8 protein-coding genes are annotated in these 12,578 nt (G+C 52.3%); 6 read left to right on the forward strand and 2 right to left on the reverse strand.

Annotated elements, in window-relative coordinates; translation table 11 throughout:
* Positions 1-41 precede the first annotated feature (41 nt).
* Positions 42-845 carry a fatty acid hydroxylase family protein gene (locus LZ463_RS11000; protein ID WP_241455673.1) on the reverse strand — a complete coding sequence of 268 codons (804 nt, stop codon included), beginning with the start codon at positions 843-845 and terminating at the stop codon, positions 42-44.
* 616 nt (positions 846-1,461) lie between these two features.
* Between LZ463_RS11000 and LZ463_RS11005 the strand changes: the two genes are divergently transcribed.
* Together LZ463_RS11005 and LZ463_RS11010 are read left to right on the forward strand one after the other, a co-directional pair.
* A complete protein-coding gene (locus LZ463_RS11005; RefSeq protein WP_277624019.1) occupies positions 1,462-2,394 on the forward strand; it encodes a lipase family alpha/beta hydrolase in 933 nt (310 codons plus the stop codon).
* Between the two features lie 110 nt (positions 2,395-2,504).
* Entirely contained in the window at positions 2,505-3,461 is a 957-nt protein-coding gene (locus tag LZ463_RS11010; RefSeq protein WP_241455674.1) for a lipase secretion chaperone, read from the forward strand.
* Positions 3,462-3,737: 276 nt separating this feature from the next.
* On the opposite strand, the gene LZ463_RS11015 is transcribed toward LZ463_RS11010, so the two are convergent.
* Positions 3,738-6,035 (reverse strand): DUF1631 family protein, encoded by a 2,298-nt coding sequence (locus tag LZ463_RS11015; protein ID WP_241455675.1) that lies wholly within the window; start codon positions 6,033-6,035, stop codon positions 3,738-3,740.
* A gap of 543 nt (positions 6,036-6,578) precedes the next feature.
* Here LZ463_RS11015 and LZ463_RS11020 point away from each other — a divergent pair.
* From LZ463_RS11020 to LZ463_RS11035, 4 genes are all read left to right on the forward strand, one after another.
* A complete protein-coding gene (locus tag LZ463_RS11020; protein ID WP_241455676.1) occupies positions 6,579-6,872 on the forward strand; it encodes an exodeoxyribonuclease VII small subunit in 294 nt (97 codons plus the stop codon).
* Positions 6,869-7,756, forward strand: a complete 888-nt coding sequence (locus tag LZ463_RS11025) for a polyprenyl synthetase family protein (RefSeq protein WP_241455677.1) — start codon at positions 6,869-6,871, stop codon at positions 7,754-7,756. Before LZ463_RS11020 ends, LZ463_RS11025 begins: the two co-directional genes overlap by 4 nt.
* A gap of 197 nt (positions 7,757-7,953) precedes the next feature.
* Complete coding sequence (dxs, locus tag LZ463_RS11030) at positions 7,954-9,798, forward strand: 1-deoxy-D-xylulose-5-phosphate synthase (protein ID WP_241455678.1); 1,845 nt, start codon at positions 7,954-7,956, stop codon at positions 9,796-9,798.
* Positions 9,799-10,373: 575 nt separating this feature from the next.
* A complete protein-coding gene (locus LZ463_RS11035; RefSeq protein ID WP_241455679.1) occupies positions 10,374-12,227 on the forward strand; it encodes an O-linked N-acetylglucosamine transferase, SPINDLY family protein in 1,854 nt (617 codons plus the stop codon).
* The last annotated feature ends 351 nt before the right edge of the window (positions 12,228-12,578 follow it).

The raw sequence follows: 12,578 nt of genomic DNA on the forward strand, positions 1-12,578 counted from the left end.
ATGGGCATGGCGGACGGCAGGTCACGCTCATTCATACCCGGTCACACTCGCTCCGTCACAGGCAGGCACTCTGCCTGCAGCGGTGCCTGTACATGCGGCACCGGCGGCTCCATGCCCAGTTGCTGATAGCGCATGGCCACTTCCGGCTTCAGATGTTGCGAGCCATAGCCATTGAATATCGTACCCCACAGGCCGCGCTGCAAATCGGATGTACCCAGCAGCCAGTCAGCAAAGGGAAAGGTCAGGTTCATATTGTATTCGGTCATCAGTGCCTGGGTGTGATGTACGAGGTGGTTGCGGCGCATGGTGTTGACCAGGGGCAGATTCCTGACCAGGCTGTTTTCATCGACATGGCAGAGAAAATGCATGGCCTCGTACAAGAGATAAAAACCGATCGCCGTAGCAAATACGATATAGCCAAGGTTGTGCCCCGCCAGCAAACCACAGACCAGGCCAAGCAACACACTTTGCAGTGCGACGAGGACGAAAGCATAGGCCGGGAAAAATACGATGCGGTATTCACGCGTACTGGCCACCCTCATTTCTTCATGTGTGAAGTAGTGATGATGCTCTTTGGTGTGGCGATACCAGATCAATTGCGACAGGCGATTCTTGCCACGTTTGTGCAAGCGGTTTTTATGGATGTGCCATTCATTGACATTGGCAAACAGCAAGGTGAAAGGCAAACCCAGCCAGGCCCAGCCGGCAGACTGCACCTGTGCCATGGCGAACACGATGAGACTGACACCTGTCACAAAGACGAACAAACCATGCAGGACACCATTGTAGTAAGGACTGATGGCAGACTGGTATTGAAGGCGGAACAATCGCTGCTTGTCATCCATTTTTCGCTCCTGAAAAACCGAATCAATGTAGAACAACTGATATATCACATGTCCATCATACGCCTTTTCAGGGAATTGCAAAGCATCTGCATGCATTTTCCCCTTGATGCGGGCTGCAATTGCCAGCCGACGTCCGACGCCGCCCAGCACTGAGCAAACAGATTGGCAACCGGGGAATATCTTGACGTGACAACCCGGCAGCACAGCACGCCCAGGAAGATGGAGTGAGGAAGGCTGACAACACCGCACTGCGGAAAATGTCTGGCGACAATTCTGGAACAAGTACGTCGCTTGTTGTGGAGAGCCGACAATTAGCCACTGTCAGAAATGCAAGACTGTATTTTAGTGAATTTCATCTAAAACCAGATATTTGCCAGCTTCCATCATGCATTTACGCAGTGCATATAAATGTTTTAACTATTTGCACTAACACTTCTGACGTTAGAAATTACCAACACCATCTGTTTTCCCTGCTTTTTATGTTGCATAGCAACTTGCCAATCCTGGCTTGCAAACCTAGCCTGAACCCTGCCATATAAATCAATCGACTCAAAGAAGTCAGACAACACATAGGCACCGCTGCGTTTCATTTAACGAACACAATGGAAGAGACAAAATGAAAAAACACTTAGCAAGAAAAGCAGTCATGTTTGTAATGGCCCTGATGATGTTACCTGCATCGTCCTGGGCAGCAGGCTATACGGAGACAAAATATCCCATCGTGCTGGTGCACGGCCTGTTCGGGTTCGACAATATCGGCCCGGTTGATTACTGGTATGGAATTCCTTCTGCCTTGCGCAGCGATGGCGCCAAGGTTTATGTCACACAAGTGGCTGCCGCCAACAGCACAGAAGTCCGCGGCGAACAGTTGCTGACTCAGGTCAAGCAGATCCTGGCCGTCACCGGCGCATCCAAAGTCAACCTGATAGGACACAGCCATGGTGGCCCCACCATCCGTTATGTCGCCTCTGTCAGACCTGACCTGATCGCATCGGCAACTTCGGTCGGTGGTGTCAATCGTGGTTCCAAGGTAGCTGATGTGCTGCTTGGCGTAGCACCCGCTGGTTCCATCTCCAACACCGTACTGGTTTCGATCAGCAACGGTCTGGCGCAGATCATCAGCTTTTTATCGGGCAAACCAACCATGTCGCAAGATGCGCTGGCCGCAGCCAATTCATTGAGCACCGCTGGTTCACTGAAGTTCAACGCCAAATACCCTGAAGGTGTGCCCACCACGGCATGCGGTGAAGGCGCCTACACGGCGCGCGGTGTGGCGTATTTCTCCTGGAGTGGCGCCAAGCCTTACACTAATGTGCTGGATGTGATTGACCCTGCACTGGCGCTAACTTCACTGGCATTTGGCGGTGAAAAAAATGACGGCCTGGTCGCCAGTTGCTCGACCCATCTGGGCAAGGTGATACGTGACGATTATGCGATGAACCACCTCGATGAAGTCAATCAGACCATAGGCCTGGTCAATATCTTTGAAACCAGTCCGGTAACGCTGTATCGCCAGCATGCAAATCGTCTCAAGAATCAAGGGCTGTAAGCATCTTTTGGTGCCAAGAGTTTATGACATCGTGTAAGCAGGTGTAATAAACCTTGGTCTTAATGCAACAGTCGTAATACGTTTCAAATCTGGATAAGGAGCGGGAGTCTATGAGAACAGCCAATCTGGCATTTGCTGGCGCGACAGCTGTAGCTGTCGCGGTTTTTTTTGTGTTTACCTCCCTGAAATCAGCGCCTGCTGATGAGCCGATCAAATTGCGCAAGGCTGACCCCAGCTTTGATTTTGTGCGCTCTTTCCAGGGCACCACCCATGACGGCAATCTCACGCAAAATGACAGTGGTGACTTGCAGGTCAACGCCGAACTGCGCCTTTTATTTGATTATTACCTGAGCGCCACCGGTGAAAAAAAACTCCCCGAAATACGTGCTGAAATCGAGCGTGTACTTGACCAGAAACTGACGGGCCGGGCAGCCCTGCAGGCAAAGGATTTGCTGTCCCGCTATCTGCAATACAAGCAGGCGCTGGTCGGTGTAGAAAGCAATGCACAGAATATCAGCATGGGCAAGACCGGCATGGCCGCGGCAGCAAGACAGCGCTGGTCGGCAATGCAGCAAACCCGTCAACGCTATTTCAGCGAAAAAGAAAACCAGGCCATGTTCGGCTTTGACGATGCCTATGACATTGACTCACTGAATCGCATGGAGATTGCAGAAAACAGCAACCTCAATCCCGAGCAGAAGCAGGCGCAATTGAAAGCGTTGGACGACGCCATGCCCGCTGCACTGAAAGAAGAAAAAAACGCGCCTTATCAGGTGATACGCCTGGAAGAGCAAGCCAAAAACCTGCGCGCCCAGGGCGCCAGCGAAGAAGAAATCTTCCGCCTGCGCGCCAGCGCAACCTCACCGGAAGCTGCGGCACGGCTAGCTCAGGTCGACCAGGAAGAAGCCGCCTGGAAGGGACGCATAGAGCAATACCTGGCACAGAAAAGCCGTCTCAGCACAGAAATGACTTTTCATAGCGAGACAGAAAAACAGGCCGCACTGACGCAGGTGCGCAACCAGTTTTTCAATGCCGATGAACAGCGACGCCTGCCGGCATATGAGTAAGCTCAACATGTTTTGAGAGCAGAGAAAAACAGGCAGCGCCACTGTCAGGGCGAAGCTTGCAAAGAATTGAAGGGAGTATTTTTTGTAGGAGCGGCTTTAACCGCGAACAAAGCTACACACAAAGCTGGTCATTGTGCGCAGCTAAAGCCGCTCCTGCCTGAAGTAACCACATCCCCAATTCCCATTGGCAGAATTTGTGCAACATGATTCACCCAATGCGAAACCAGGTAAAAATCAGGGCAGGGCTTGTGGTATAAAAAGCGCGAGCAAGGGAAATCAGACCAGGCTGACTTCCTCTTCTTCCTCTTCTTGTTCGTCAGGTGTATTTTCCAGCACTTCCATCAGGGCGCGGTCAACGACCTTGTCGAGTACCAGTATCTTCGCACGTTTTTCGCGGAAGGTTTGCTCAAGTTCTTCGGCCGTGACCTGGAAGGTTTTTTCCTTGTCGCCGGTGGTGAAGATATACAGGCTGCGCATGGGGCTGACCCAGGCCAGTTTGACCTTGTTGGTGCCACCTGTTTTTTTGGTGAATTCCAGCCAGACACCGCGTTCCAGTTGAGTGACGGTATCGACATGTTCGTCCGGCACCGGTTCAGGTTCTGCCTCGGCCTTGCTTTCTGCTTCTGCACGTTTGGCCAGCCTGCGTTCTGCTGCCTGTTGCGCCACTTCGACAGCGATTTCAATCTGGCGTTCTGGCGACAGGTCAAGCGGCGCACGCACTATCGACGCATGGCATTCTGCCAGTTCGGCAAAGAATTGCACGCGATCAGCATCTTCCCACTTGATCAGGCTCAGCCATTTGTTCAGGCGGGCCAGAATGGCGGGCAGTCGGTTCAACAGTTCTTGTCTTTGTTGCAGGGTGATCTTGGGCTTGACGCTCCAGATCAGGTCATCCATGGTCTTGATGGCGTCTTCGACGGCATACGGTTTTTCTTCCTTGACGCTGTAGGCCAGGGTCAGCACCTTGGTCCAGCGGTTTTCGAGGAAGGTTTCGACAAAGGCGACGACTTCACCTGTGCCGACACGCAGATTCACTTCGTGGGTAGCGGCAATACCAGCCTGTTTGACTTTTTCTTTTTTCAGTGCCGTCTTGATAGGCACCTGCAGGGCTTCTGCAGCTTCTTTTTCTTCTTTCTGTATGAAAGATTCCAGGTCGTTGACGACTTCATCAAAGAGCGCGATTTCCTGATCAAACTCTTGCTGCACACGATGTACATTGCGCTGCATGGTCTGGAACAGCGGGTCCTGCTGACCTTTTTTCTGGTCCCAGGCCAGGCTGTAACGTGACAGCAGCTCTACCAGACGGCGGGCCGGATGGTTTTCCTGGAAAAAGAATTCCTTGTCCATCAGGGCGGCCTTGAGTACCGGTATCTGCAGGACGGAAATCAGTTCCTTGATCTGGGTCGGTATGGCCTGGTTGCGGAAAACGCTGTCAAAAACCTGCGACAGCAAATCCAGGGTATTTTTTTCTACACCGGTATTGGCCAGTTCCGGCATATGTTCACGCATTTGTGACAGGCGCAATACATCTTGCGCCCCAGCCATCATTTGCTGCAGCTTGACGCTCTTTTGCAGGTCTGCGAGCTTCTGGAACAATTCTGCACGGGCGACAGTCTGTGGCTCACCCGCCTGCGCAAAACCAGAGTAAGGCGTACTGCCAGACGGCCCTCCCTGGCCCATGCCACCATCTGCATGCCCGCCTTGACCACCAGCCTGACCACCAAAGCCGCCACCCAGGCCACCTGCCTGCCCTCCACTGCCCTGGGCAAACTGCCCGGAGGCATCATTGGCAGCACCGGCCTGACCATTACCGGACAGGAGGTTTCGAAGTTTTTGTGACACATCACCTGGAGCTGCATCCTTTCGCCTTTCCGAATTGCGGCTGCGGCGGATGCGGAAGGATTCATGCAGGTCAGGCAAAATGCCCTTGGCTATCAGGGCCTCATTGAGCGCATTAAGGATGGGCTCAAGATCAAACAGTATGTCTGCACGCAATAAAGGCAGCACCAGTTCGTGGGTATTGACCTCTGGGTCAAACTCACACCATGCCGAATAGATCGTGTGCAGGAAAATCTCTGGACGGAAAGGGTTTTGAGCAATGCTCAGTGCTTCATGATCCATCAGATGCGCAAAGCGCATATTGAGGGCGGCATATTGCTCGGCGCTATCGAGTTCCAGTGTGCGCCCGGCGCGACTGAGCGCCAGCTTCTGGTCCATCTCTTCATAAGTGACCAGGGTCAGGGCTACATCAGCTGGCGAGGCCACGGCCTTGACGCCTTGCAGGAGCGCTTCCACTTCTTTACGGAAGGTCGCTTCAAAACCTGCAGTGGTAAGGTAATAGAATGCATAGGCATTCTTTTTCAGTAACTGGCCGGCATTGAAGCTCAGGTTGGCTTCACGGGCATCCATGCTTTGCTCGGACAAAGCCAGGAAAGCATTCGACAGGCGGGCAGAAAAAGCATCAATTTGCGACGCCACCAGATGGTTGGCCAACGGAACCAAACCACGCAAAACGCCATCACGGGACTGCAAGGCAGTTCCGCTGGTTTGAGGTTTATTGGTCAACGTTGACATGGCTGCAATAAAATCTATTTAAATTTTACCAAGGCTACGAATAATTACAATTATTACCAGGCAATACCTGAAAAAGAATGGAAATATAATGATTGCCAGGAATAGATATAGGTATAAAACAATATAAGTAAAAAAGCAAGACACGGAATCAATATATTTATTGCAATTCCCTATCTGATAACTCCAGTTTCGGACTTGACGATGACTTGGTAATGACAAACTGCTTATGTGCTGCTTACCTGCTCAATATCTGCCCAATAATTAATCACATCTTCAGGCACACTATATACGGTTAATTTCCACATGGAAATGATTGAAACGCAATTCCGGGAACTTTTTTAAGTATATCTTGTTGCCTGTAGTTAAAACGAAAAGCACTTCGAGCGTCTCCCCTAATTTGAATTAGCAGGAAAACACCAAACACTAAATTTCTCGGGATTGCTCTAAAATAGCAGGTCGAACACTGTTTACCTTGATTTTCACGCCGATTTTTACGTTTGGTTTCACTTTTTTTTGTTAACGGCGCGAAACAAACATTTCTTTATGACAAAAAAACAAGCAACTGCAAATCTGGTTACGCCCGCCCATCTTGAAGGTTTGTCTTTTGAAGCAGCGATGGCCGAGTTAAACAAACTCGTCGCCAGCATGGAGGCCGGAGAACTGGCATTGGAGGCATCAGTAAGCGCTTACCAACGTGGCTCTGATCTGGTCAAATACTGTGCATCCCAGCTGGAAAAAGTAGAACAACAAGTCAAGATACTGGAAGCCGGCATGCTCAAGCCTTTTGCCGATTCCGGAGCTGCTGGTGGCAGTACTGATACAGAGGATGCAGTATGAATGAGAAATTTAGTAACTGGATGCGACAAATCCAGGCAGCCTGTGAAACCAGCCTGGCGCAATTTTTACCTGATGAAAATACCGTCCCGAACAAGCTGCATGCAGCCATGCGCTATGCCACTCTGGATGGCGGTAAAAGAGTACGTCCTTTATTAGTCCATGCAGCAGGGCAATTGTTTGATGCACCGGCCGACATGCTCAGCCGCGCCGCTGCGGCGGTTGAAATGATCCATGCCTACTCCCTGGTGCATGACGACATGCCTTGCATGGATGACGATGCCTTGCGTCGCGGCAAGCCTACTGTCCATGTAAAATATGACGAAGCAACCGCCCTGCTGGTTGGCGATGCCTTGCAGGCACAGGCTTTTCTGGTCCTGGCTGAAGGCGCAGGCGATGCAGCCAGCAAACTGGCCATGCTGCAATTGCTGGCCAGGGCGGCCGGCTCGGTCGGCATGTGCGGCGGCCAGGCCATAGACCTTGACAGTGTCGGCGTGGCCCTGAATCGCGAGCAACTGGAACAGATGCACAGGCTGAAAACCGGCGCCCTGCTGCGCGCGTCCGTCCTGCTGGGCGCCATGTGTGGAAAAACCCTGACGGCAGCAGACCAGATTGCCCTGGACCGCTATGCGGCTGCCATCGGCCTGGCTTTCCAGGTGGTGGATGATGTTCTTGACGCCACCGCTGACTCGGCCACCCTGGGCAAAACCGCCGGCAAGGATGCGGCAGACAACAAGCCAACCTTTGTCAGCCTGATGGGGCTCGATGCTTCACGCGCACTGGCGGCGCAACTGTGCCATGATGCGCATGCTGCCCTGCAGGATTATGGTGACAAGGCAAGCTTGCTGCATGATCTGGCAGACCTGATTGTGCAACGCCAGGCCTGATTATTTAATTTGGTTTTGCTTGCAGGGTACGCCCTGCAAAGTAAGGCAACAAGAAGTTTGACAGGGAATCCTGAAAGGGCAGTGCCCAAGGCAGGATTACCGTGCAGGTATGCGATAGCAGCTCAGGCTGTCAGCCAGACCAGATGTAGCTGAGTAGCTGACAATCAGAGGCGTTTAGCCAGGTAATGAAAACAACAATGACAACTTTATTAAACACCATTAATTCCCCCGCTGACCTGCGCAGCATGACGCGCAGCCAACTCAAGCCACTGGCGGACGAATTGCGCCAGTACGTGCTTGACTCTGTCTCCAAGACTGGTGGCCATCTGTCGTCGAACCTGGGTACGGTGGAATTAACCATTGCCTTGCACTATGTGTTCAACACCCCTGAAGACCGTCTGGTCTGGGATGTCGGCCACCAGACTTATCCGCACAAGATATTGACGGGTCGCCGTGACCAGATGCACAGCCTGCGCCAGTTGCATGGCATATCAGGCTTCCCGCGCCGTTGTGAAAGCGAATACGACACCTTTGGCACGGCCCATTCGTCGACCTCCATCTCTGCCGCGCTGGGCATGGCACTGGCCGCCCACACCAAGGGTGAAGACCGTCATGCCGTCGCCATCATCGGTGACGGTTCGATGACGGCAGGCATGGCCTTTGAAGCGATGAACAATGCCGGTGTCCATGAAGACATCAACCTGCTGGTGATCCTCAATGACAATGACATGTCGATCTCGCCACCGGTAGGCGCACTGAACCGTTATCTGGCGCGCCTGATGTCGGGCAAGTTTTATGCGGCTGCCCGTAACGTCGGCAAATCAGTCCTGCCGTCACCAGTGCTGGAACTGGCCAAGCGCTTTGAAGAACATGCCAAGGGCATGATCGTCCCAGCCACCATGTTTGAAGAATTCGGCTTCAATTACATTGGCCCTATCGATGGCCACGATCTTGAATCCCTGGTGCCTACGCTGCAAAACATCAAGAACCTGAAGGGCCCGCAATTTTTGCATGTGGTCACCAAAAAAGGCCAGGGTTATAAACTGGCAGAAGCTGATCCCATCCTGTATCACGGCCCCGGCAAGTTCAATCCGGCAGAAGGCATCAAGCCGGCTGCTGCACCGGCCAAGCAAAGTTATACCCAGGTATTTGGCAACTGGCTGTGCGACATGGCTGCCGCTGATGAAAAACTGGTCGGCATCACACCAGCCATGCGTGAAGGTTCCGGCATGGTGGAATTTGAAAAACAATTCCCCAAGCGTTACTACGATGTCGGCATTGCCGAGCAGCATTCGGTCACCTTTGCCGCCGGTCTGGCCTGCGAAGGCTTGAAGCCAGTGGTCGCCATCTATTCCACCTTCTTGCAACGCGCCTATGACCAGCTGATCCATGACGTCGCCCTGCAAAACCTGGACGTGACTTTTGCACTGGACCGCGCAGGGTTGGTCGGCGCTGACGGCGCTACTCATGCCGGCAATTACGACCTCGCTTACCTGCGCTGCATCCCCAATATGGTGGTCATGGCGGCATCCGATGAAAACGAATGCCGCCAGATGCTGAGCACCGCCTATCACTACCCTGGCCCTGCTGCCGTACGCTATCCGCGCGGTGCCGGCATAGGTGTGCCCACAGAAAAGAATCTTGACACCCTCACGCTGGGCAAGGGCGAAATCAAACGCCAGGGCAAGCGCATTGCCATCATGGCTTTTGGTTCCCTGGTCCACCCTGCCTTGCAGGCTGCAGAAAAACTCGACGCTACCCTGGCTAACATGCGCTTTATCAAGCCGCTCGATATTGACCTGGTCAAGTCACTGGCTGCCAGCCATGATGTACTGGTCACCGTCGAAGAAGGCTGCACCATGGGCGGTGCCGGTTCTGCCGTCGCCGAAGCCCTGGCCGAAGCTGGCATCAGCAAACCTTTGCTGATACTGGGCCTTCCAGACAAGTTCGTTGACCATGGCGACCCGGCTTTGCTGCTGGCGCAATGCGGGCTGGATGCGACGGGTATAGAAAAATCGGTGATGGCGCGATTTGGTGAGTAAAACCTGGCTCTTCAAAGCATGCAAAGCGCCAAGATACAAGTCATTGCATAAGCCTCAGGTATTGTCGCCCTGTTTGCTGAAGTCACATTACTGGCCGCCTTTCTGTCAACCGGAGACTATATTGCCATTGCGATAGTTTGTAATTTAGCAGCAATGGCATTCGCCTGCCTGGCATGGACTGAAATACTCTGGTCGGCAGGAAAGAACAAATCTTACGGGCCAGAGACTCCAGGCGAGTGGGTAGGTCTATTTGTGTGCGCTTTCTTGATCAGCCTCATTTTTTTGTCAATTGATTGCGGCCACGTACCTGTTCTCAAACCAGAATTCATTTGTAAAGGTCATCCCGGATTTAGTGTTATTTTCACAGTAGCCGCAATCGGCATGACCATCATTGCCTTACCCAGTGCGCTACGTGCTTGGATACTACAGCATTACACACGAATGTAGCGCGCAGCAACCGTCAATGCAAGCTGATCTTAATACAGTACCAAAGCAAGCATGCGGCGAAGCGGAAATTGCTTTATCGAAAAACTTAATGTAGTGTGGCTGACATTACAACAACCGGTCGAATTATCATGCTCAAATGGCTGAAAAGAAAATTTGCCAGTCACAAAGATGCATCCAACTTTGCAAAACAGAATACTGAAGCGAGGCCCTCCCCCATACTCTTTGACGAAGCCGTAAAATTATGCCAACTGGCTTCCCTGCAAATGGAACAAGGCAAGTTTCATGATGCAGGCAAAAACTTGCAAGGGGCCATTGCTATCGCCCCCGACTACGCGGACGCTCACGGTACCATGGGTCTACTGCTGATGAGCCTGGGTCACTTTCCAGCCGCTGAAAACAGCCTGCGACAAGTCTTGCGGATACGGCCTGATGATGCCATCGCCTATGACAATCTGGGCTTGATCTCATATCTGCAGGGCCGCTTCAAAGACGCCATCGTCAGCTTGAAACGCGCTGTCGAGATTGCTCCTGATTTATTGAATGCGCATAACAATCTGGCCAGTTCCTACAAAAGAGACGGGCAGTTGCAAGAAGCTGAAAACAGTTACCGTCATGCGCTCAGACTGGACAGTAACAATCCCATGCCACACAATAATCTGGCCTTGGTGTTTTCCGATCAGGGGCGTATTGCCGATGCCGTCAATGCTTATCAAAAAGCACTGGAGCTCAATCCTGATTTTGCAGAGGCCCATAGCAATCTTTTGTTTGCACTCAACTACCACCCCGATCTGAGTAGTAAAGAAATTTATGCTGCCTACCAGGCCTATGATCAACGTTTTGCGGTAGCACTGAAAAGCACCTGGCGCAGCTTCGAGAATGAGCGCTCCCCTGGCAGCAAGCTCAGGATAGGGTATGTGTCGCCCGATTTTAGCAATCATTCGGTCAAATATTTTCTCGAGCCCTTGATGGCTCGACACGACAAAAGCCAGTTTGAAGTCTATGCTTACGCCCAATTAAATTGGGAAGACGAAGTGACAGCGCGGTACAGAAAATATGCTGACCACTGGATACCAACCATACTTATGTCTGATCATGAACTGGCAGAACGCATCCGTGCTGATCGCATTGATATCCTGATCGATGTGGCCGGCCATACCGGACATAACCGCCTGCAGGTATTTGCCAGAAAACCCGCACCGGTCTCCATGTCCTGGCTAGGTTTTGGCTATACCACCGGGATATCCGCAATCGACTATCTTTTAATGGATGACATCAGCGTGCCGACAGGCAGCGAAGACCTGTTTACAGAACAGCCCTGGCGTCTGGCTGGGCCTCTCTATGTCTATCGCCCGCCAGAAGATACTGGACCGGTTAGCGACTTGCCGGCACTACAAAACGGCTACGTAACATTTGCCACCTTTAGTCGTGCGATACGACTCAATGACCAGCTTATCAAGGTATGGGCCAACATTCTGAAACAAATGGATGGTGCAAAGCTGGTCATCAATAGTGGCAACTTCCGAGAACCCTTCATGCAGGAACGCTACCTGGAAAAATTTGCCGCCCACGGCATAGATGGTAGTCGTCTGGAAATAGCTTGCCATAGCCCACCGTGGGACAGCTTGCGCAAGGTCGATATCGTGCTCGATTGTTTTCCCCATAATTCAGGGACTACCTTGTTTGAATCCCTGTATATGGGCATACCCTATATCACCCTGGCAGGCCGACCCAGCATGGGCTTGCTAGGCAGTTCCATACTGAGTGGCCTTGGTCATTCGGAATGGATAGCGAAAACCGAGGAAGAATACATCGAAAAAACCCTGGCCATGGCCAGGGATCTGCCACAACTAAGCAAGCTGCGCATGAACTTACGTCAAGAAATGCAAGCCAGCCCGCTCATGGACGAAGCTGGTTTCGCCCGCAAGATGGAAACAGCGTACCGTAGCATGTGGCAAGACTGGTGTGAAAAAAATCCTCATTAAGACCATGTGTTGACCGCTCTTGACGGCAAAGCGTTTCCCCTTTGACAGCCCCCTATCGGGGGGCTGTCAAAGGGGAAACAGGAGCTTCAGGCGGCATGCTGTTTGCCGGTGCGCTGCGCTGTTTCGACTACCTGGCCTTGTTTTTCCGGTCAACACCATCAACGCTGACATGCATGCCAGTACGCCTGCCTACACAGCCTCACCCACAGCACAGCAACCATACATCGCCCAGGACTGCCGCTGATCGCCCGGGATTTGAGCCTGAGGCACGACATCAATATAATCATGGTATCCGGCTTGATACTCATGCCCTCCTGACTTATCCGTCGCTGGATCCCAGGGTATGAGAAT

It is taken from the genome of Undibacterium paludis (genome assembly GCF_022568815.1).
In the GTDB taxonomy this organism is placed as follows: Bacteria; Pseudomonadota; Gammaproteobacteria; order Burkholderiales; family Burkholderiaceae_D; genus Undibacterium.

What these genes read in the sequence shown, in the direction of transcription:
- LZ463_RS11000 (WP_241455673.1), bottom strand. Translation starts at nt 845, where the DNA reads ATGGATGACAAGCAGCGATTGTTCCGCCTTCAATACCAGTCTGCCATC.
- LZ463_RS11005 (WP_277624019.1), top strand. Translation starts at nt 1,462, where the DNA reads ATGAAAAAACACTTAGCAAGAAAAGCAGTCATGTTTGTAATGGCCCTG.
- LZ463_RS11010 (WP_241455674.1), top strand. Translation starts at nt 2,505, where the DNA reads ATGAGAACAGCCAATCTGGCATTTGCTGGCGCGACAGCTGTAGCTGTC.
- LZ463_RS11015 (WP_241455675.1), bottom strand. Translation starts at nt 6,035, where the DNA reads ATGTCAACGTTGACCAATAAACCTCAAACCAGCGGAACTGCCTTGCAG.
- LZ463_RS11020 (WP_241455676.1), top strand. Translation starts at nt 6,579, where the DNA reads ATGACAAAAAAACAAGCAACTGCAAATCTGGTTACGCCCGCCCATCTT.
- LZ463_RS11025 (WP_241455677.1), top strand. Translation starts at nt 6,869, where the DNA reads ATGAATGAGAAATTTAGTAACTGGATGCGACAAATCCAGGCAGCCTGT.
- dxs (WP_241455678.1), top strand. Translation starts at nt 7,954, where the DNA reads ATGACAACTTTATTAAACACCATTAATTCCCCCGCTGACCTGCGCAGC.
- LZ463_RS11035 (WP_241455679.1), top strand. Translation starts at nt 10,374, where the DNA reads ATGCTCAAATGGCTGAAAAGAAAATTTGCCAGTCACAAAGATGCATCC.